The organism is Arthrobacter sp. 01T428, assembly GCF_056398685.1.
In genome coordinates, this window is record NZ_JBFTPW010000002.1 from 70325 (window position 1) to 90116 (window position 19792).

17 protein-coding genes are annotated in these 19792 nt (G+C 64.9%); 11 read left to right on the forward strand and 6 right to left on the reverse strand.

Annotated elements, in window-relative coordinates:
* Positions 1-5: 5 nt before the first annotated feature.
* From AC1DJB_RS04380 to AC1DJB_RS04390, 3 genes are all read right to left on the reverse strand, one after another.
* The gene (locus AC1DJB_RS04380) at positions 6-698 is read right to left on the reverse strand and encodes an L-ribulose-5-phosphate 4-epimerase (RefSeq protein WP_284989080.1); all 693 of its coding nucleotides are present in this window, start codon (positions 696-698) and stop codon (positions 6-8) included.
* Positions 695-2419: a ribulokinase gene (gene araB, locus AC1DJB_RS04385; RefSeq protein WP_441437463.1), complete on the reverse strand. Its 1725-nt coding sequence runs from the start codon at positions 2417-2419 to the stop codon at positions 695-697. The genes AC1DJB_RS04380 and araB overlap by 4 nt, the downstream gene beginning before the upstream one ends.
* A gap of 103 nt (positions 2420-2522) precedes the next feature.
* A complete protein-coding gene (locus tag AC1DJB_RS04390; RefSeq protein WP_441437464.1) occupies positions 2523-3533 on the reverse strand; it encodes a LacI family DNA-binding transcriptional regulator in 1011 nt (336 codons plus the stop codon).
* 141 nt (positions 3534-3674) lie between these two features.
* Between AC1DJB_RS04390 and AC1DJB_RS04395 the strand changes: the two genes are divergently transcribed.
* From AC1DJB_RS04395 to AC1DJB_RS04405, 3 genes are all read left to right on the forward strand, one after another.
* On the forward strand, positions 3675-4730 hold the full coding sequence (locus AC1DJB_RS04395) for a zinc-dependent alcohol dehydrogenase family protein (RefSeq protein ID WP_476909963.1): 1056 nt from the start codon (positions 3675-3677) through the stop codon (positions 4728-4730).
* Positions 4731-4844: 114 nt separating this feature from the next.
* On the forward strand, positions 4845-6713 hold the full coding sequence (locus AC1DJB_RS04400) for a glycoside hydrolase family 15 protein (RefSeq protein ID WP_441437466.1): 1869 nt from the start codon (positions 4845-4847) through the stop codon (positions 6711-6713).
* 18 nt (positions 6714-6731) lie between these two features.
* Positions 6732-7730, forward strand: coding sequence for a zinc-dependent alcohol dehydrogenase family protein (locus AC1DJB_RS04405; RefSeq protein ID WP_441437467.1), 999 nt, complete (start codon positions 6732-6734; stop codon positions 7728-7730).
* Positions 7731-7853: 123 nt separating this feature from the next.
* On the opposite strand, the gene AC1DJB_RS04410 is transcribed toward AC1DJB_RS04405, so the two are convergent.
* A complete protein-coding gene (locus AC1DJB_RS04410) occupies positions 7854-8216 on the reverse strand; it encodes an SPW repeat protein (protein WP_059389950.1) in 363 nt (120 codons plus the stop codon).
* 290 nt (positions 8217-8506) lie between these two features.
* Positions 8507-8791, reverse strand: coding sequence for a hypothetical protein (locus tag AC1DJB_RS04415; RefSeq protein WP_441437468.1), 285 nt, complete (start codon positions 8789-8791; stop codon positions 8507-8509).
* A gap of 16 nt (positions 8792-8807) precedes the next feature.
* Here AC1DJB_RS04415 and AC1DJB_RS04420 point away from each other — a divergent pair, with 16 nt between their 5' ends.
* From AC1DJB_RS04420 to AC1DJB_RS04435, 4 genes are all read left to right on the forward strand, one after another.
* Positions 8808-9851: a sugar ABC transporter substrate-binding protein gene (locus tag AC1DJB_RS04420; RefSeq protein WP_306959944.1), complete on the forward strand. Its 1044-nt coding sequence runs from the start codon at positions 8808-8810 to the stop codon at positions 9849-9851.
* Positions 9852-9859: 8 nt separating this feature from the next.
* A complete protein-coding gene (locus AC1DJB_RS04425) occupies positions 9860-11977 on the forward strand; it encodes an ABC transporter permease subunit (protein ID WP_476909964.1) in 2118 nt (705 codons plus the stop codon).
* 144 nt (positions 11978-12121) lie between these two features.
* A complete protein-coding gene (locus tag AC1DJB_RS04430; protein WP_306959947.1) occupies positions 12122-12574 on the forward strand; it encodes an SRPBCC family protein in 453 nt (150 codons plus the stop codon).
* The gene (locus AC1DJB_RS04435) at positions 12575-13441 is read left to right on the forward strand and encodes an SDR family oxidoreductase (RefSeq protein ID WP_476909965.1); all 867 of its coding nucleotides are present in this window, start codon (positions 12575-12577) and stop codon (positions 13439-13441) included.
* A gap of 44 nt (positions 13442-13485) precedes the next feature.
* Here AC1DJB_RS04435 and AC1DJB_RS04440 read toward each other — a convergent pair whose 3' ends face one another.
* A complete protein-coding gene (locus AC1DJB_RS04440; RefSeq protein ID WP_441437471.1) occupies positions 13486-15981 on the reverse strand; it encodes an ATP-dependent Clp protease ATP-binding subunit in 2496 nt (831 codons plus the stop codon).
* Positions 15982-16152: 171 nt separating this feature from the next.
* Here AC1DJB_RS04440 and AC1DJB_RS04445 point away from each other — a divergent pair, with 171 nt between their 5' ends.
* The 4 genes from AC1DJB_RS04445 (at position 16153) to AC1DJB_RS04460 (ending at position 19777) form a co-directional block, all read left to right on the forward strand.
* Positions 16153-16617 carry a GatB/YqeY domain-containing protein gene (locus AC1DJB_RS04445; protein WP_059389947.1) on the forward strand — a complete coding sequence of 155 codons (465 nt, stop codon included), beginning with the start codon at positions 16153-16155 and terminating at the stop codon, positions 16615-16617.
* A 28-nt stretch (positions 16618-16645) separates the two neighbouring features.
* Positions 16646-17509 carry an HNH endonuclease gene (locus tag AC1DJB_RS04450; RefSeq protein ID WP_307053404.1) on the forward strand — a complete coding sequence of 288 codons (864 nt, stop codon included), beginning with the start codon at positions 16646-16648 and terminating at the stop codon, positions 17507-17509.
* A 195-nt stretch (positions 17510-17704) separates the two neighbouring features.
* Positions 17705-18061 (forward strand): YegP family protein, encoded by a 357-nt coding sequence (locus AC1DJB_RS04455; RefSeq protein WP_307053403.1) that lies wholly within the window; start codon positions 17705-17707, stop codon positions 18059-18061.
* Between the two features lie 123 nt (positions 18062-18184).
* The gene (locus tag AC1DJB_RS04460) at positions 18185-19777 is read left to right on the forward strand and encodes an AMP-binding protein (protein ID WP_476909966.1); all 1593 of its coding nucleotides are present in this window, start codon (positions 18185-18187) and stop codon (positions 19775-19777) included.
* The last annotated feature ends 15 nt before the right edge of the window (positions 19778-19792 follow it).

Sequence of the window (19792 nt, forward strand, 5' to 3'; positions counted from 1 at the left end):
GCGCGTCAGCGGCCGTAGACGTTCTGGTAGCGGCTGTAGAGGGACTCGATCTGGCCGGCGTCGATGGGCAGCGGTTCACCGAGCTGCCGGGAAATGTGGACCGTGCGGGCCACTTCCTCGCACATCACGGCAGCCTTGACGGCGGAGCGGGCGTCCTTGCCGATAGTGAACGGTCCGTGGTTCTGCATCAGGACAGCCGGTGAATGGGACGCCCGGAGCGTGTCCACGATCCCGCGGCCGATCGAGTCGTCCCCGATCAGCGCGAACGGGCCCACCGGGATGGTGCCGCCGAATTCGTCGCCCATCATGGTCAGTACGCACGGGATCGGCTCCCCGCGCGCAGCCCATGCCGTCGCGTAGGTGGAGTGCGTGTGGACGACCCCGCCGACGTCGGGCATGTTCCGGTAGACGTAGGCGTGCGCTGCGGTGTCCGACGACGGCGAAAGGTCCGGATTGCCCCACGCCCCGTCGCCATCGCCGGCCACGGGAACCCCGTGGAGGTCCGTGACCACCATGAGTTCGGGCGTCAGCGCATCGTAGGAGACCCCGGACGGCTTGATGACCATCAAGTCATGCCCCGGGACGCGGGCGGAGACATTGCCCGCGGTCCAGACCACCAGCTCGTACCGGGTCAGTTCGGCGTGCAGCGCGCAGACCTCGCGGCGGATCGTGGCAATGGTGTCCAGCAGGGCGCTCATGCGGAGACCCCCGCGGTGAGGAGCGTTTTGCTCGCGTTCCGCTGGATCTTCTTGAGCCGGTGCATGACCTCGTTCGCTCCGCGGCCGAAGTAGTCATGCAGGGTCCGGTATTCGCGGAACAATTCCTCGTAGGCGGCGACGTTTTCCGGGATCGGGGTGTAGACGGCGCCGGGCTCGGATCCCATGGCAGCCGCGGCTTCCCGGATGTCCTGGTACTCCCCCGCAGCGACGGCGGCGTGGATCGCCGAACCCAGCGCGGGACCCTGGGTGGAGCCGATCGTGGAGAGGGGCAGCCCCGTGATATCGGCGTAGATCTGCATCAATAGGGTGTTTTTCAGCAGCCCTCCGGCGACGATGAATTCCTTCACCGGCACCCCCGCGTCGCGGAAGGCGTCCACAATGGTGCGGGTGCCGAAGGCCGTGGCCTCCAGCAGCGCCCGGTAGATGTCTTCCGGGCGGGTTGCCAGGGTCTGGCCCACGATCACTCCGGAGAGTTCGTGGTCCACCAGGACGGACCGGTTCCCCGAGTGCCAGTCCAGGGCAATGAGTCCGTGTTCACCGATCTCCTGGGTGGAGGCGAGTTCGGTGAGGTATTCGTGGATGCCCAGGCCCGTGGCTTCGGCAGCTGCATGATATTCGGGCGGCACGCCATACTTGGTGAACCAGCCGAAGATGTCGCCCACCCCGGACTGGCCGGCCTCGTAACCCCAGAGCCCGTCCACGATCCCGCCGTCGACCACTCCGCACATGCCCGGCACCTCACGAAGCTCGGAGCCGTTCATGACGTGGCACGTGGAGGTGCCCATGATCGCGACGAGCTGTCCCGGTTCCACGGCCCGGGCGGCGGGCGCGGTGACGTGGGCGTCAACATTCCCGACCGCGACGGCGATCCCGGCCGGGAGGCCGGTCCAGCCGGCGGCTTCGGCAGTCAGGTAACCCGCGGCGTCCCCCAGGCGGCCAATGGTGTGGGCCAGTTTGGTGTCGACGAAGTCCTTGAAGCCCGGGTTCAGGGAGGCCAGGAATTCCACGGACGGGTAGGCGCCGTCCTGGTAGATGCCCTTGTACCCAGCGGTGCAGGCATTCCGCACGTAGTTCCCGCACAGTTGCCAGACGATCCAGTCGGCGGCTTCCACCCAGTGGTCCATCGCCGCATACGCGCCCGGGTCCTCCTCCAGGAGCTGGAGTCCCTTGGCGAACTCCCATTCCGAGGAAATGAGCCCGCCGTAGCGCGGCAGCCAGGACTCGCCCCGCTCGGCGGCGAGTGCATTGATGCGGTCCGCCTGCTCCTGGGCCGCATGGTGGCGCCACAACTTCACATACGCATGCGGCCTGCGGGCGAAGCCGGGCAGCTCGTTTAGCGGAGTGCCGTCAGCCTTCACCGGCACCATCGTGCACGCCGTGAAGTCCGTGGCAATCCCGACGACGGCGGCCGGATCGATCCCGGCGTCGCGCACCGCTGCGGGGACCGCGTGGCGCAACACGTCGCGGTAGTCTTGCGGCACCTGCAGCGCCCATTCGCCGGGAAGGCGGACAGCCGGGCCAGCAGGCTCGTCGGCCAGATCGGCCGGCAAGGCCTCCGTGATGACCGCATGCGGGTACTCAAACACTCCGCTTCCCAGTTCCTTGCCATCCCTGACCCGCACCACCACGGCCCTGCCGGAAAGCGTGCCGTAGTCCACGCCGATGACGTAATGTTCGTTGCCGTCCGCTGTGACGTCCATGAAGTCCTCCAATAAGCCAGCCCGCAGCCTTGCGGATTGGTTCCATTGTGAGCGCTAACAAAATTCACGTCAAGCCGTCCTTCCCACATGAACATGAATACGATCAGGCGGGAGTCGACGTACTTTGGCGCACCACCAACTCTGGCTCCACCACCGTGGCGCCGATGCTTTCCCCGCCCTCCATACCGCTCAGCATGAGGTCCATGCAGCGCCGCCCGAGCTCTTCGAAGTCCTGGCGTACCGTGGTCAAAGGCGGCGTGAAATAGCCTGATTCGGGCTGGTCGTCGAAACCCACCACCGAAACATCCTCGGGCACCCGGACACCTGCCTCGTTGAACGCACGCAGCAGGCCCAGGGCCATCTGGTCATTTCCCACAAAAAGCGCCGTGGCGGTCCTTTCACCGGCAAGCTTCCTGCCAATGTCATAACCGCTGCCGGCGCTCCAGTCCCCCACCACCAGCAAATCGTCCTGAAGGCCAGCCGCCTGCAAGGCCTCGCTCCACCCTTCGGCCCGGGCGACGCCGTCGATCCAGTCCTGCGGGCCGGCCACGTGCCCGATCCGCCGGTGCCCCTGCTCCACCAGATGCCTCACGGCCAATTCCGCGCCGCGCTTCTGGTCCACCATGGCTCCGCCGACCGACGCGTCGCCCAGCGACCCCACGGCCACTACGGGAACCCCGGCCTTCACTTCCGCCAACGCCAGCAGGGTGTCCGAATGGGGAACGATCACCACGATTCCGTCCACGGACTGGTCCAGGAAATGCCGGACCGCATCAAGGATCGCCTCCCGGTTGACCGTCCTCAAGGCTGCGATGCTGACGAAATAGCCGGCATCCCTCGCAGCCTGCTCGACGCCCAGCAGGGTGTTCGCCGGGCCGTACTGCGCCAGCTCGCTGGCCAGGACCCCGATGGTCTGGGAACGGCGGGTCACGAGGCTCCGCGCAGCAGTATTGCGCCGGTATCCCAGCTCGGCGATGGCGGCCTCGACACGCTCCCGGGTGCCCTTGCTGACGTTGGGGTGGTCGTTGATCACCCGTGAAACGGTCTGGTGCGAGACTCCCGCCAATTCCGCTACGTCTTCAAGCCGTGGTAAGCGCCCGCTGCTTTTTGTCATGGAGCTATTCTGCGTGACCTGGAGGCCAAGCGACGAACAGGACCGCAGCGAGTCCACGCTGAGCTACCGGCCAGTACAAGACCACGGGCATGCCGGGGATAGACTCGATTCAAGCCCAACAACCACCATTTGAGGAGCCCCATGCGCGCCACCATCATCCACGGTCCCGGCGACATCCGCGTTGAAGACCGTAACTACCCGACGGTCCAGCTGCCCACCGACGTCGTCGTCAAAGTGACTGCCTCCTGCGTCTGCGGATCGGACCTTTGGCCCTACCGCGGCGTAAAGCCCACCCACCAGCCTTCGGCCATCGGACATGAATTCATCGGCACGGTGGAAAGCATTGGCGACGACGTCACCACCCTGGCGCCCGGCGATTTCGTGATAGCTCCGTTCGTGGTCAGCTGCGGGGCCTGCCCGCAATGCTTGAACGGCGTCACAGTTGCCTGCGATCATTTGGCAGGTTGGGGCGGCAAGGATGACAGCGGTCACGCGATCGACGGCGGCCAAGGCCAGGCCGTGCGCGTGCCGCTTGCCGAGTCCACGCTCGTCAAGGTTCCCGGCATCACGGAACCCGACGACGCCCTCCGCGCGAGCTTGCTGACGCTCTCGGATGTGATGGCCACCGGCCACCACGCCGCCCTCGCGGCGAAGGTCGGCCCCGGCAGGACCGTCGTCGTCGTCGGCGACGGCGCAGTCGGGCTCTGCGGCGTGCTCGCAGCAAAGCGGCTCGGAGCAGAACGAATCATCGCGATGTCGCGACATGCCGACCGCCAGGCTATTGCCCTCGAATTCGGCGAAACAGACATCGTCGCTGAACGTGGCGAGGACGGCGTAGCCAAGGTCCGCGAATTGCTGGGAGGCGTTTTGGCCGACTCCGTGTTGGAGTGCGTCGGGACCAAGGAATCCATGGAACAGGCACTGCACAGTGTCCGCCCGGGCGGCGCCCTCGGCTTTGTCGGTGTCCCGACAGGCGGAGCTGAGGCCCCCTTGCGCTACTTGTTCGACACGAACATTTCGATTGCCGGCGGCATGGCCCCTGCCCGCACCTACATCCCGGAACTGCTCGCCGACGTGCTTGACGGAAAGATCAATCCGGGCAGGGTCTTCGACACCGTGATGCCGCTCGAGGAAGCGCCCGAGGCCTACCGCGCCATGGACGAGCGGCGCTCCATCAAGGTCCTGCTCACTCCCTGAGGCCATGGGCGGAACCCGCAGCTTCTTGCGGGATAGGTGGACTGTGGCGTGCACGCGGGAACGGCGAGAGAATCCATATAGGAAGCCTCGCCTGAACCCAAAGGAGCGAACAAAATGATCACTGGTGCCCCGGCGCGCCCGGTGGTTAACCAGGACGGGTATTTGCCCATCGAGGATCACGGACTCATTGGAGACGGGTCCACCTGCGCTTTGGTGGGACGGGACGGCGCCATTACCTGGCTTTGCTTGCCGGAATTCGACAGTCCACCGTTCCTTGCCGGGATCCTCGACGCGGAATCAGGCGGCCGTTTTGAAATAGCTCCTGTTCGCACCCTGGCATCCTCCCAGCGCTACACCGAGGATTCCTGCGTGCTGGTCACGTCCCTTGTGTCCGATCGTGGCGTGCTGCAGGTGACGGACGGGCTGACGTTGCGTGCGGGTGCCGACTTGTCGGAGCCGGTGCCGGCCGGCCGTTCCGAACTCCTGCGGCACGCGCGAGCCGTGGGCGGCGACGTCCCGCTGCGCATCAGCCTGATACCGAAGACCGGTGTCACTTTTGACACCCTGGCTACCGGCTGGAGGTTTGATTGGCGGCAGGACGGAGTCCACGAGGTCTACCTATGGTCTTCCGTTGAACTCATCCCCGACGGCCGTGGCCTGTCCGCCGAGTTGACGCTACGCGCGGGAGAGACCCTGACCATGGTCCTGCACTGGTCCGGGCGGTTCCGGCTCCGTCAGCATCCGGAGAGCAAGAAGCTCATTGACCAGACCGTGTATGCGTGGCGCCGGTGGGCATCAAACCTGGATTGCGAAGGCTCCCAGGCGGAGTTGATGAAGCGTTCGGCCCTGACGCTGAAGATGCTGGACCACGCCGAGACGGGGGCCATCTTGGCCGCCGCTACCTCTTCGTTGCCGGAGTGGCCGGGAACGTCCCGGAATTGGGATTACCGGTACACATGGGTGCGCGACGCCTCGTTCTCCAACTATGTGTTCAGGCGCATTGGCGATCCCAGTGATGCGGACGTCTTCCTTGCCTGGGTCCTGACCAACGTCGAGCGGGACGGTACCCCGCACGTCATGTACGCCTTGGACGGTTCCCAGCCGCCCGATGAGGTCGAGGACCCGCACTTGCGCGGATACCGCGGCTCGGCCCCGGTCCGGTGGGGAAACGGCGCCCGCCACCAACTCCAGCACGATGTGTACGGTGAAATCGTCGATATCGCCTACCAGTGGTCGGGCAGCGGCAAGCGAGTGGATGAGCGGCTCTGGGCCGCATTGGTACCGATTGTGGAAATGGCCATCAGGAGCTGGAGGGTTCCCGACTCGGGGCCTTGGGAAATCCGGGACAAGAGCAGGCCCTTCACCTACTCGGCGGCGTTATGTTACGTCGCGATCGACCGCGCCATCCAGATCGCGCGCAGGGACGGGCTTCCCTATCCCAAACGCCGGTGGGAGGCCACTGCCCGTCAAATCCGGCAGGCTGCCCTGACACAATCATGGGATCCCCGGCGGCGCACCTTTACCGAGAACCTAGGTGGCAACGGCGGTCTCGACGCGTCGCTCTTGACCCTTCCCGTCCGCAACGTCATTGATTTCGACGATCCCCGGATGGTTTCCACGACGAAAGCGATCGCGGCGGAGCTCGACGCCGGCAACGGACTTTTGTTCCGCTACCTGCCATCGGTTTCTCCCGACGGTCTGCCCGGAAACGAAGGGGCGTTCCTCCTCTGCAGCTTCTGGCTGGTGGACAACCTGGCAGGACAAGGGCGCGTGGATGAAGCCCATGAACTCTATGAGTCCCTCTGCAGCCGTGCGAATTCACTGGGCCTGCTACCCGAGCAGATCCACCCGGACACCGGAGAGTTCCTCGGCAACTTCCCGCAGGCGTTCAGCCATGTGGGCGTGCTGGCCAGCGGCCTGCGCCTGCTGAAAGCGGAGCGGCGGGCCGCAAAGGCTGGCACTACCACACGGAATCAGGGCTAGCGGCGAGGGGCGAAGCCGATGCGTGCGTGGTGGGTCCGGGAACCAGCTCCGATTGAATCCGGGCCGCTTGTCTGGGGCGAACGCCCCGATCCTCAACCAGGAGTGCATGAGCTCCTGGTCAGAGTCCGGACCTGTGGTGTCTGCCGCACGGATCTGCATCTGGCAGAGGGCGACCTCACCCCTCGGATGCCGAATGTAGTCCCCGGCCACGAGGCGGTAGGAATAGTCAGCGAGGCGGGCGAAGGGTGCGTGAGGTTCCGGCGCGGTGACAGGGTCGGAGTGGCCTGGCTGGGTGGAACCTGCGGGAGCTGCGAGTTTTGCCGCCGCGGTGACGAGAACCTTTGCCTCTCCCCCGTCTTCACGGGTTGGGACAGGGACGGTGGCTATGCCGAACAACTCACGGTGTCCGAGGATTTTGCCTATGCCATCCCGCCCCGGTTTTCGGACGAACAGGCAGCCCCTCTGTTGTGCTCCGGTATCATCGGGTACCGGGCGCTCAAACGGGCCGCTGTTCCGGAGGGTGGCCGACTGGGCATCTATGGTTTCGGAGGATCTGCCCACCTCACGGTCCAGATGGCGCGCCACCAAGGGGCGCAGGTGTACGTGATGACGCGTTCGGAGCCGGCCCGTGAACTGGCGCGGAAGCTGGGTGCGGTGTTTGTGGGCGACGCGTACGAATCCCTGCCAGACCCACTCGACTCGGCGATACTGTTTGCCCCTGCCGGGGACCTCGTCCCTGTCGCCCTCAAGGCATTGGGCCGGGGCGGGACCCTCGCCATTGCCGGCATCCACCTCAGCGACATACCGCCCTTGAACTATTCCGCCGATCTCTTCTATGAGCGGCAGCTCCGCAGCGTCACTGCCAACACCCGGGCAGACGGCGAAGAGTTCTGGTCCTTGGCCGCGGAAATCCCGCTGGCTCCCACCACGACGGCGTATCCGTTGGCTCAGGCCGACCGGGCGCTGCGGGATTTGGCCGCTAGCCGTGTTACCGGAGCTGCCGTCCTGACAGTCTGAACAGCGTATGTCGCGCATCGCAGACAGACAGGCGGGAGCAAAAAACGGCGATCGGCGGGTCCGATAACGGCCCGCCGGTCGGTATTCCGCTGTTCAGCGTTTCAGCACATCGCGTTGAAGACTTCAGTGCGAAGGGCTGACCATGTGATGCCGATGTTCCTCGGTGCTGGGCTTGATCGCCATCGCGGTGACGACGAGCGCCACCAGGCCAGCGATCCACGATGTCCAAGCGACTCCGGCTTGCATGGAGTACGAGCCTAGCCACGGCGAAAGGAACAGCAAGGCACCAAAGGCCGCCTGCACCCACTCCATGACCGGCGTTCCGGGCATGGCCAGATTGATCACACCGCTAACGATCAGCAAAGCGCCGAATACGACCATCAAGGCAGCCGACGAGCCGGCGGCCGTGGTCCAGATGACCGATAAAGCAGCATAGAGACCGGCGACAACCGTGACCCAATCCTGCCATCGCGTCCATTTCTTCATTGAACCCACCTCTGTGATGTGGACTGCATTCCGGGGCACCAAGCAAGTGCTCCGGTATTGGTGTAACAAAATCCGCACGCAGCTACTTCCCGACAGACGCGTGCGGTATTGGACCGCCGTCGTCGAATCCTGCCGCGCGCGAAGCCTTGCTAAGAGGGGACTTCCGGTCTAGAACGTAGTCATAGAGCAACATCGACGGACATGCCCGGCGTCGCCCGGCACGTCCGTCCGGAGAGGACCCCGTGATATCGAGTCGCTGGTCGTAAAGTCGCAGTCAGCCCGGTGCTGACTCAGCGACGTCCGTTGGTGCGAACCGCCGTGGCCTCCGGCGTGGACTTGCGTCCGCCGCCAACGCCCAGGTTCCGGCCCGACCCCGCCAGGTCGCCTGCAGTCGCAACCAACAGAAGGAAAGAAATGCTAAACATGAAGGTCCCGGCACGAGGCGCCGGAACCGCCTTCATTGCAACCATCGCTATCACGGCACTCGCCGCGTGTTCGAGCACGGGCACATCTTCGTCGTCGAGCACCGCAAGTTCCGGAGGAGCTGTACCGCAGATATCTGCGGATGCGTTCACGGCCGATTTCTCGGCAATGAAACAGCTCACGTCGCTCGCTTCACAAGGCAAGGGCATGGTGGGCGTACTGCTGCCGGACACCACAACCTCGGCGCGATACGTGACTTTCGACGCCCCGTACCTGAAGAAGGCATTCGAAGCCGCGGGACTCGATTCCTCCAAGTTCAAGATCGACAACGCGCAGGGCAGCGCAAGCACGATGCAGACCCAAGCCGAGGCTGATATCACGGCCGGCGCATCGGTGCTGCTTGTCGACGCCCTGGACTCCGGTTCGGGCGCGGCCATCGAGGCGGCCGCCAGTGCGCGCGGCGTCAAAGTGATCGACTATGACCGGCTCGTCAAAGGCGGGACAAAAGATCGCACCTATGTCAGCTTCGACAACGTCAAGGTTGGTCAGCTCATCGGCCAAGGCGAAGTCACGTGCATCGCTGACTGGAAAGTCACCAAGCCAAACATCCTGGTCATGGATGGCGACCCGACCGACAACAACGCGAAGCTGTTCGCCGAAGGTTACAACGGCGTACTCAAGCCGCACTTCGACAATGGCGAGTACGTCAACGTAGGAGAGCCGGCGGGCACGTGGACACCGTCAGTGGCTCAGACGACGTTCGCCCAGCAATACACTGCCCACCCGAACATCAACGCGGTTGTCACGCCGAACGACGACAATGCCAACGCGGTGATCGCCTACCTGCAGAGCAAGCAGATTCCCGCCAAGACCTTCCCGACGACGGGACAGGATGCGTCCTTGTCCGGCCTCCAGAACATCCTGAAGGGCTACCAGTGCGGAACGGTGTACAAGCCGATCTACTTTGAGGCCCAGGCTGCGGCCGCGGCAGCGCTCTACCTTCGGGCGGGCGTCACCGTTCCGTCAACCCTCGTCAACGGCAAGACCACGGACGACACCGCGAAGTCCGATGTCGCATCGGTCCTGCTGACCCCGCTGTGGGTGACCACGAAGAACATGGCGGACACTGTCGTCAAAGACGGCGCCGTAACGAGTTCTTCGCTGTGCATCTCGCAAGTGAAGGACGCGTGCACCGCGGCAGGTATCCAGTAGTCCGAACGATGAGTGAGTTGGCAGCCCCGGACCCCGCCGACGTCGGGCCCTTGCTTCGGCTGGAGGGCATCGACAAGAACTTCGGGCCGGTGCAGGCACTGGTCGACATCACCCTTGAGGTGCCGATCGGCAAGGTGACTGCGCTTGCCGGCGACAACGGCGCGGGCAAATCGGTCTTGATCAAATGCGTTGCCGGCATTCACACCCCCGACGACGGGCAGCTGTTTTGGGAAAACCAGCCCGTACGGTTGAACTCGCCGCACGAAGCCGCGGCGCTCGGCATCGAGACCGTGTACCAGGACCTGGCACTCTGCGACAACCTCGACATCGTGCAGAACCTGTTCCTCGGCCGCGAACGCCTGCGACATTTCCTCCTCGACGAGGAGAGCATGGAGATCGCGGCCCGGGAGACACTGACGAGCCTGGCCGTGACAACAGTGCGGTCGATCCGGCAACCCGTCGCGTCGCTGTCCGGAGGGCAACGCCAGTCGGTGGCGATCGCGAAATCGGTGCTGTGGAACTCGAAGCTCGTCATCATGGACGAGCCCACCGCTGCCCTCGGCGTCGCCCAGACGGAGGTGGTCCTTCACCTGATCCGCCAGCTCGCCGACCGTGGAGTGGCCGTCATCGTCGTCTCACACAATATGAACGACGTGTTCGAAGTCGCGGACCGCATCGCCGTGCTCAGGCTCGGGCAGCTGGTGGCTATCCGGCCTGTCACGGAAATGGACCGGCAGATCGTGGTTGACCTGATGACCACGGGGTTCTCCGATCGGGCAAGGCCGGAACTCGCGCCTCCACCGCCGTCGAACCGCCAGCTCACCGCCGCCAAGGGTCCGCTCCCTTCCGCAGCGGCGGTGCTCCAGGACGAGCCGACCACGGCGGCAGCCAAGCGGAAGGCCGCCTTGGCGTTGAATCCGGACATCACCGCGACGTCGCTCCCCGAATATTTCCGCGCTGCGTTCGCGCGGGTCCGGGGCGGCGAGAGCGGAGTGCTTCCGGTTCTCGCGGGCCTGTTGCTCATCTCGGTACTATTCCAATCGCTGAACCCGAACTTCCTGACTCCCGGGAACATGGTGAACCTGCTCATCCAGGGTTCCGTTTTCATGCTGCTCGCAATGGGCCAGGTCTTCGTGCTCCTGCTCGGCGAAATCGACTTGTCCATCGGGTACGTCGGTGGAGTGGGCGGCGTCATCATGGCCGAACTCGTGCAGGAGTCCACCGGTTGGCCGTGGTGGGCGGCGATCGCCGTCGGCCTGCTTGGCTGCGCCGGGATCGGACTGCTCCACGGGACGATCATCACCCGGCTCGGATTGCCGTCGTTTGTCGTGACCCTTGGCGGCCAGCTCGGCTGGCTTGGCGTGATGCTCATCATCCTTGGCAGCGGCGGCGTAGTGCCCATCAACGACACCATCATCAACAACATCGCGAGCGGCAACCTCAGCCCGGTCACCAGCTGGATCCTCATGCTCGTGGTCGTCGGATCGTTCAGCACGTGGACGTGGCTGCGGGACGCCCGCCGGCGCAACACCGGGCTCGTCGCGCCGCCCGCCAGTGTAAGCGCCCTGAAGATCGCGGCGGTGCTCGCCGCCGGTGTGGCGATCGTCTGGCTCTGCAATACGGACCGCGGAATCCTGGTCGAAATCAGTGGCGTTCCGTGGGTCCTTCTCGTGGTGCTCGGAGTCCTCGCCGCCTGGACCCTGCTGCTTGGGCGAACCCGGTTCGGTCGCTACGTCTACGCCATTGGCGGCAACGCCGAGGCCGCTCGGCGGGGAGGCGTGAACCTTGCCCGTATTCGCACCCTCGCCTTCATCCTCGCTTCCTTCACTGCAGGCATCGGCGGAATCGTCTACGCGTCGCGCCTCCGTTCCGTCTCGACCTCGTACGACGGCGGCACTCTGGTGCTTTACGCCGTGGCCGCCGCGGTGATAGGCGGGACCAGCTTGTTCGGCGGCCGCGGCAAGGTGCTGCACGGGGTCCTGGGCGGGCTGGTGATCGCCACGATCGATAACGGCATGGGCCTGCAGGGCTACAGCGCACCGGCCAAGTACGTGGTCACGGCGCTGGTTCTCGTCGCGGCCGTGACGATCGACGCCGTCGCGCGCCGCGGACGCTCCCGGACCTGAGGAGGCGCCGGGCCCAGCGGTCGTGGCAGGTCTGGACTTGGATTATCAGCAGGCTTAACGTTCAAGAGTGGCCGGCTACCCGGAGGGGTGGTCCGAGCGGCAATCCCTGCGGCCAGCCCACGCAAGTCCGAGCGAGGAGGAAAGATGCGAAAGGTTGAAGAAACGATTGATGTGGCGGTCCCCGTCCGTACGGCTTATAACCAGTGGACGCAGTTTGAGTCGTTTCCCCGATTCATGTCCGGCGTGGAATCCGTAACCCAGTTGAGCGACACGACCAACCATTGGGTCACCAAGGTAGGAGGCGTGGAACTGGCCTTCGATACGGAGATAGTCGACCAGGAACCCGACGACCGGATTGCGTGGCGCAGTATTGACGGCAAATCGCACGCCGGCATCATCAGGTTTTCGCCGCTCGACGACAACCACACGCACGTCAAGGTCCATTTCGAATGGTCGCCCGAGACTTTTATGGAGAAGGCCGGAGCCGCACTCCAGATAGACGAGATGCAGGTGAAGGCCGACCTGAAGAAATTCAAGGAGTTCATCGAGTCGCGTGGAAACGAAACCGGAGGGTGGCGCGGCGAGGTGGAGGAATAAATGACCGACCGTGGACCAGTACTTGTGGTCGGCGGCACCGGGATGCTTGGCAGCCAGGTGGTGTCGAGGCTGCTGGCGGGCGGAAAACAGGTCCGCGCGTTGGTGCGGCCCGGTTCGGATGCGGGCCGCCTTGAGCAGCTAGGGGCCACGATCGCCCGTGGCGACATGATGGACCCGGAGTCGCTTGCGCACGCCATGGACGGCGTCGACGCTGTGATCACCTCGGTGGCCGGATACACCCATCACCGGGAAGGCGACACCCCTGTCACGGACACGGTGGGCAACATCAACCTCGTCGACGCGGCCAGCCGCGCCGGTATTCGCCGATTTGTCCTCACTAGCATCCTCACGTGCGATCAGACCCCGGAGGTTCCACACTTCTGGCACAAGAAACTGACCGAGGATCGCCTGGAAGAACTCGGCGTCCCGTTTGTGGCCCTGCGCCCGGGCGCTTTCCTTGAGCAGATCGCTCGATTCGGCGACCCTTTCAGCGAAGGGCGGCTCAGGTGGTTCGGGTCCTCGAGTGTTCCCCTGACGTACGTTCTTGCCAGTGACCTCGCCGGGTACCTCGCGGCGGCAGTCGACGCGAGCGGCGTCGAGCGGCAGCGCATCGACATCGGCTGGGACCGGCCGGTCACCATGCAGGACATCGCCGATATCTCTTCCCGAATGCTCGGCCGGCAGATCGAGCTCGTCCTTAACCCGATCAACCAGATGGGGCCGGACTTTCAGGCGATGATGGAGTGGTTCGGGACCGGCCGCTTCGTCGCCGATACCTCACTGCAGCGCGAGGTCTTCGGCCCGCCGCCAACCGCGGAGAACGCCGTCGCGCGCCTGCTCACCAGCCTCGGGCACAAACTTCTCTGAGGCAGGCACGACGGCGGCCGCACGGCGCAGTCTGTTCACCAGCGTCAGCCCACGGCCGGCAGCGCGTCGGGGATGCGCGGTTTGGCGTTGCCCGCGAAGGTGAACTTGGCCTCGTCGCCTTCGCCGTCGACGTCGACCACCACGATGTCGCCCGGGTGCAGTTCGCCGAAGAGGATCTTCTCGGAAAGCTGGTCCTCGATCTCGCGCTGGATGGTCCGGCGCAGCGGCCGGGCACCCATGGCGGGGTTGTAGCCGCGGGTGGCCAACAGGACCTTGGCCGCGTCCGTAAGCTCGATGCCCATGTCCTTATCCGCCAGATGCTGTTCCAAGCGACGGATCATCAGGTCCACGATCTCGATGATCTCGTCCTGCGTGAGCTGCGGGAAGACGATGACGTCGTCAACGCGGTTGAGGAACTCGGGACGGAACTGCTGCTTGAGCTCCTCCGTGACCCGTGCCCGCATCCGGTTGTAGCCGGTGGTGGTGTCCGTGCCGGACTGGAAGCCCGTCGCGACGCTCTTGGAGATGTCCCGCGTGCCCAGGTTGGTGGTCATGATGATCACCGTGTTCTTGAAGTCCACCACGCGGCCATGGCTATCCGTCAGGCGGCCGTCTTCCATGATCTGCAGCAACGAGTTGAAGAGATCGGCGTGGGCCTTCTCCACTTCGTCGAACAGCACCACGGAGAACGGACGACGCCGGACCTTCTCGGTCAGCTGCCCGCCCTCGTCGTAGCCGACGTAGCCCGGAGGGGCACCGAAGAGACGGGACACGGTGTGCTTTTCCGAGTACTCGGACATGTCCAGCGTGATGAGTGCATCCTCATCGGCAAAGAGGAATTCCGCCAATGCTTTGGCGAGCTCGGTCTTGCCGACACCCGTGGGCCCGGCGAAGATGAACGAGCCACCCGGGCGCTTGGGATCCTTCAGGCCGGCACGCGTGCGGCGGATTGCACGCGACACGGAATTAATCGCTTCATTCTGCCCGATGACGCGCTTGTGCAGCTCCTCCTCCATCTTGAGCAGGCGGCTGGATTCTTCCTCGGTGAGTTTGAAGACCGGGATGCCGGTGGAGTTCGCGAGAACTTCGGCAATCAGCTCCTCGTCCACCTCGGCGTTGCCGTCCGTGCCGCCGGACTTCCACTTGAGCTCCCTTTCCCGGCGCTCGGCGACAAGTTTCTGCTCCTTCATGCGCAGCGACGCGGCGCCTTCGAAGTCCTGGGCGTCGATGGCGGATTCCTTCTCCATCTTCACTTCGGCGATGCGTGCATCCATCGCTTTCAGCTCCGGCGGACGGGTCATGCGGCGGATGCGAAGCCGTGCACCGGCTTCGTCGATCAGGTCGATCGCCTTGTCCGGCAGGAAGCGGTCCGAAACGTACCGCTCCGAGAGGCTCGCCGCCGCCGCCAGTGCGCCGTCGGTGATGGTCACCCGGTGGTGCGCCTCGTAACGGTCACGCAGGCCCTTGAGGATCTCAACAGTGTCGGCCACCGACGGTTCCTGGACCTGGATCGGCTGGAAGCGGCGCTCCAAAGCGGCGTCCTTCTCGATGTGCTTGCGGTACTCATCCAAGGTGGTGGCACCAATGGTCTGGAGTTCACCACGCGCCAGCAACGGCTTGAGGATAGACGCGGCATCGATGGCACCCTCAGCGGCGCCGGCACCCACGAGCGTGTGGATCTCGTCGATGAAGAGGATGATGTCCCCGCGGGTCCGGATTTCCTTCAGGACCTTCTTCAGGCGCTCTTCGAAATCCCCGCGGTAACGGGAACCGGCCACCACGGAGCCTAAATCGAGCGTGTAGAGCTGCTTGTCCTTCAGGCTCTCGGGCACGTTGCCCCGGACGATCGCCTGGGCAAGGCCCTCGACGACGGCCGTCTTGCCGACGCCCGGCTCGCCGATCAGCACGGGGTTGTTCTTGGTACGGCGGGAGAGGACCTGCATGACGCGTTCCATCTCCAGCTCGCGGCCGATCACAGGATCAAGCTTGTTCTCATGCGCTGCCTGGGTAAGGTTGCGGCCGAACTGGTCCAACACCACCGAACCGGCGGGAGCAACCTCGGCCTGGCTCGGTCCGGCGACCATCCCGCTGGGGTCCTTGCCCTCATAGCCGGAGAGCAAATGGATGACCTGCTGGCGGACCCGACCGAGGTCGGCACCAAGCTTGACCAGGACCTGCGCGGCAACACCTTCACCCTCGCGGATGAGGCCGAGCAGGATGTGCTCTGTACCGATGTAGTTGTGGCCGAGCTGCAAGGCTTCCCGGAGGGCGAGCTCAAGCACCTTCTTGGCGCGCGGCGTAAAGGGGATGTGCCCGGAGGGGGCCTGGCGGCCCTGGCCGATGATCTCCTGCACCTGCTCGCGGACGCCATCGAGCGAAATGCTCATCGACTCAAGCGCCTTGGCGGCGACCCCCTCACCCTCCTGGATCAGTCCCAACAGGATGTGTTCAGTACCAATGTAGTTATGGTTGAGCATGCGTGCCTCTTCTTGGGCAAGCACAACAACGCGACGGGCACGGTCCGTAAATCTCTCAAACATTTCGCCACACTCCTGGCAGCCGCCTACCTTGATGCTACGTCGCTGAGGGCCTTCGTGGGGGATCGCCGGACGCAGAATTTTAGATAACGGTCCAGCCGCCTGCATGGCTCTTCCGCGCGGACGGTCAAGACCGTGAAGAATGAAAACAACCACCAAGTAGAGGGAATTACCATGAGCACCCTGAAGCAACGCCTGCACGCCGACGTCGTTGTCCACATGAAGGACCGCAACAAAACTGCGCTCACGACGGTCCGTAACGTCCTGGGCGAAATCGAGACGCGCGAGAAGTCCGGAAAGACACCCATCGAGCTGGACGACACCCAGGTGACGGCCCTGCTGCAGAAGGAAGCCGCCAAGCGCAGGGACACTGCCCGCATTTACACGGAGGCCGGCGAGGCCGAGCGCGCCGCGGCGGAAATCGCCGAAGCAGAAGTGATAGAGGCGTACCTGCCCGAAATGCTGACGCTCGCCGAAGTCGAGGGCATCGTCGACGAGGCAATCGCCGCATTGAAGGCAAGCGGCCAGGAACCCACGATCAAGCAGATGGGCGCCGTGATGAAGCCCGTCACAGCAAAGGTCGCCGGCCGCTTCGACGGCAAGGCCGTCAGCGAAATCGTCCGGACCCGGCTCGCATAGATTCACCGGCACGCAGGGAGGAGCAGCCATGGCAGCCATCATCCTGGGATGGAATCCACGGCTTTGGAACGACTGGAACTACGAGGCTGTGATCGAGCAGGTCGCCGAAACCGGTCAATTCCTGGAGCGGTGGAACGTCGGGCAACACCGGAAGATCCAGCCGGGCAACCAAGCATGGCTTCTCCTGCAAGGCGGAGGACCCCACGGACGCGGGCTGATCGGACACAGCGTCGTGATGTCCGAAAGCTACGAAGTGCCACAAAGCACCGAGCCGAAGGGTATTGCGCGGTACGTGAGCGTGGCCTTCGATGCCTTGCTCCCCCTCGGCGGCCAGATCCCGTCGAGTGTCCTCTCCAGGGAGGTGCCGGACGTGGCCTGGAATCGCTTCCGCGGTTCGGGGCGGTCTATTCCGTCATCGTCAGAACCTGCTCTTCAGCGCGTGTGGCGGGAGCACGGCCCAGCGGCGTCCGAGCCGTTCCAGACTGTTCCGGGGACCTACCCGGAAGGAGCCGTCAGCCGCATTGAAACGAACCGCTACGAGCGGGACCCTGAAGCCCGCCGCATCTGCCTGGCTTTCCACGGAACGTCCTGTGCCGCATGCACCTTCTCCTTCGAAGTAAGCTACGGCGACATCGGCAAAGACTACATCCACGTCCATCACGTGGTTCCGGTTTCACAGCTTGGCAGCGACTACCGGCTGGACCCGATCGCGGACCTCGTCCCGTTGTGTGCCAACTGCCACGCGATGGCGCACCGGGGCGTGGGCACCCCGCGTACCGTGGCGGAATTGCGGCGGGCCATCGCCGCCGCCGGCCACTTGCCTGGCCAAATTGTAGACGACAGGGCATTGGCGGCCCAGGACGCCGCGCACCGGATCCTCGAGCAACGGTGACCATTGGGCCGTCCATTGCACTAGCCAGCCAGGGTTCTTCACCGTATTTTGGTTAACTACACCGTGTGGCGAGTACCTCGCACTGTGAGTCAGATGATCCATTTGCCGGCTGAAAGACCGGGGCGCAACGTCGCGCCCCGGTCCCGGCGAGACCTACCGGGCGTCACGCGCCGCCCGCTGTTCAGGAGGATATGCATGACCGGGATGTTTGAACTCTTCATCGACGAGGACACGAGCTTCAGATTCAGGCTCAAGGCGCCGGACGGAACGGTGGTAGCCGTCTCCAAGTCCTTTCCCGACAAGCGCGCCGCAGTGAGCGGCATCAGTGACGTCCGCGAATACGCAGGAATGGGCCTGATCACCGATCTCTGCCCCGAAGTCCCACTACGCGGAGCAGCGCCCACGCCTCCGGTCCCCGTTGCTCGGCAAGCCGGTCCCACCGCGATGCCACCGCTTCCCGCACCGCCGCGGCATCACAGTCCCCTCCCCCAAAGGGATCGCACCCGACCCTGGCATACTCCTGCCCTGGTCGACCATCCCGCACCGGTTTAGACGAGGCGTGAAGCCGGAAGCTGCAGGCCATTCCACCGCGGCGCCCCTTGTCCCGGCCCCGCGCCGCCGGGTGTAATGGGGGCACGACGGCGATTCCCGCCGTCGTGCGCTGAAGGAGCCGCAATGTTCACCAGCCCGTACGCTGATGTCGAGATCCCCGAAGTCACGATCTATGAGTATCTGTTCGGTGGGCTGAGCGGCGAGGACCTTGACCGGATCGCACTCGTGGACGGCTCGTCCGGCGCGGAAATGAGCTACCGGCAACTCGTCAGCCGAATCGACGCGACCGCAGGCTGGCTCGCGGGCCACGGGGCCGGCCCCGGGACCACCGTGGGCCTCTTCTGCCCCAACGTGCCCGCGTTCGCGGTCGTCTTCCACGGGGTCCTCCGCGCGGGCGCCGTCGTCACCACGGTCAACGCGCTGTATACCGCCGATGAAGTCGGCAGCCAGCTCAGCGACGCCGGCGCCTCCTGGCTCTTCACCGTCTCGCCCTTCCTGGAACGCGCGGCGGCCGCCGCCCAGGCCGCCGGCATTCCGGCGGAGCGCCTCGTGGTGCTCGACGGCGGCGACCTCGCCTCGGCCGCGGGTCATCCCTCGCTCGCGGACATCATCGACGCCGGCCTTCCCGCGCCCACGCTGAGCGTCGATCCGCATGCCGCCGCCGTCGTGCCCTACTCCTCGGGCACGAGCGGCACACCGAAGGGCGTCCTGTTGAGCCAGTACAACCTCGTGGCGAACGTCGCGCAGTCCAGTGCCTTCTTCCGCGTGACTCCCGACGACGTGCTGCTCGCCGTCCTGCCGTTCTTCCACATCTACGGCCTGACAGTGCTGCTCAATCTGGCCCTCGGCGAGCGGGCCCGGCTCGTCACGATGCCGAAGTTCGACCTCGCCGAGTTCCTCCGCATCACCCAGGACCACCGCTGCACGTACCTCTTCATCGCTCCGCCCATCGCCGTCGCACTGGCGAAGCATCCGCTGGTGGACCAATACGATCTCTCGTCCGTGCGCGTCGTGCTTTCAGGAGCAGCTCCCCTCGATGGCGAACTGGGACACGCTGTTGCGAAGCGCCTCGGATGCACGATGCTCCAGGGCTATGGCATGACCGAGCTGAGCCCAGTCTCCCACGCCATCCCGCGCGACGGCGCCGAGAACGTCCCGCTCGACTCGGTGGGTTCCGCCGTGCCGAACACCGAGTGCAAGCTCCTCGACCCCGCCACGGACGAAGAAATCGACATCCCGGCCGAAGGACCGAGCCCCCCCGGGCAGCTCCTTGTCCGCGGCCCGCAGGTCATGCTCGGCTACCTGAACCGGCCCGACGCAACAGCGGCGACTATCGATCCGGATGGCTTCCTCCGCACCGGCGACATAGCGACCGTTACGGCTGACGGCGTCGTGACGATCGTCGATCGACTCAAGGAACTGATCAAGTACAAGGGCTACCAGATTGCGCCCGCCGAGCTCGAAGCGCTCCTGCTCACCCACCCGCGGATTGCGGACGCCGCGGTCATCGGCACCCACGCGGACGACGGCGAAGAGGTGCCGAAGGCGTTCGTCGTCCGGCAGGCGGGGGCCGAGCTCGGGGACGGGGAGGTCATGGAGTTCGTCGCCGGGCGGGTGGCTCCGTTCAAGCGCGTGCGATCGGTGGAGTTCGTCGAGGTGATTCCCAAGTCGGCGTCAGGAAAGATCCTTCGGCGGGAGCTGCGCGCTAGGGGTTAGGGACAGTCCGCGCCG

Coding starts and splice junctions, on each gene's coding strand:
- AC1DJB_RS04460 (WP_476909966.1), top strand. CDS start 18,185: ATGTTCACCAGCCCGTACGCTGATGTCGAGATCCCCGAAGTCACGATC.
- araB (WP_441437463.1), bottom strand. CDS start 2,419: ATGGACGTCACAGCGGACGGCAACGAACATTACGTCATCGGCGTGGAC.
- AC1DJB_RS04425 (WP_476909964.1), top strand. CDS start 9,860: ATGAGTGAGTTGGCAGCCCCGGACCCCGCCGACGTCGGGCCCTTGCTT.
- AC1DJB_RS04430 (WP_306959947.1), top strand. CDS start 12,122: ATGCGAAAGGTTGAAGAAACGATTGATGTGGCGGTCCCCGTCCGTACG.
- AC1DJB_RS04400 (WP_441437466.1), top strand. CDS start 4,845: ATGATCACTGGTGCCCCGGCGCGCCCGGTGGTTAACCAGGACGGGTAT.
- AC1DJB_RS04455 (WP_307053403.1), top strand. CDS start 17,705: ATGACCGGGATGTTTGAACTCTTCATCGACGAGGACACGAGCTTCAGA.
- AC1DJB_RS04420 (WP_306959944.1), top strand. CDS start 8,808: ATGAAACAGCTCACGTCGCTCGCTTCACAAGGCAAGGGCATGGTGGGC.
- AC1DJB_RS04435 (WP_476909965.1), top strand. CDS start 12,575: ATGACCGACCGTGGACCAGTACTTGTGGTCGGCGGCACCGGGATGCTT.
- AC1DJB_RS04450 (WP_307053404.1), top strand. CDS start 16,646: ATGGCAGCCATCATCCTGGGATGGAATCCACGGCTTTGGAACGACTGG.
- AC1DJB_RS04380 (WP_284989080.1), bottom strand. CDS start 698: ATGAGCGCCCTGCTGGACACCATTGCCACGATCCGCCGCGAGGTCTGC.
- AC1DJB_RS04410 (WP_059389950.1), bottom strand. CDS start 8,216: ATGAAGAAATGGACGCGATGGCAGGATTGGGTCACGGTTGTCGCCGGT.
- AC1DJB_RS04440 (WP_441437471.1), bottom strand. CDS start 15,981: ATGTTTGAGAGATTTACGGACCGTGCCCGTCGCGTTGTTGTGCTTGCC.
- AC1DJB_RS04390 (WP_441437464.1), bottom strand. CDS start 3,533: ATGACAAAAAGCAGCGGGCGCTTACCACGGCTTGAAGACGTAGCGGAA.
- AC1DJB_RS04395 (WP_476909963.1), top strand. CDS start 3,675: ATGCGCGCCACCATCATCCACGGTCCCGGCGACATCCGCGTTGAAGAC.
- AC1DJB_RS04405 (WP_441437467.1), top strand. CDS start 6,732: ATGCGTGCGTGGTGGGTCCGGGAACCAGCTCCGATTGAATCCGGGCCG.
- AC1DJB_RS04445 (WP_059389947.1), top strand. CDS start 16,153: ATGAGCACCCTGAAGCAACGCCTGCACGCCGACGTCGTTGTCCACATG.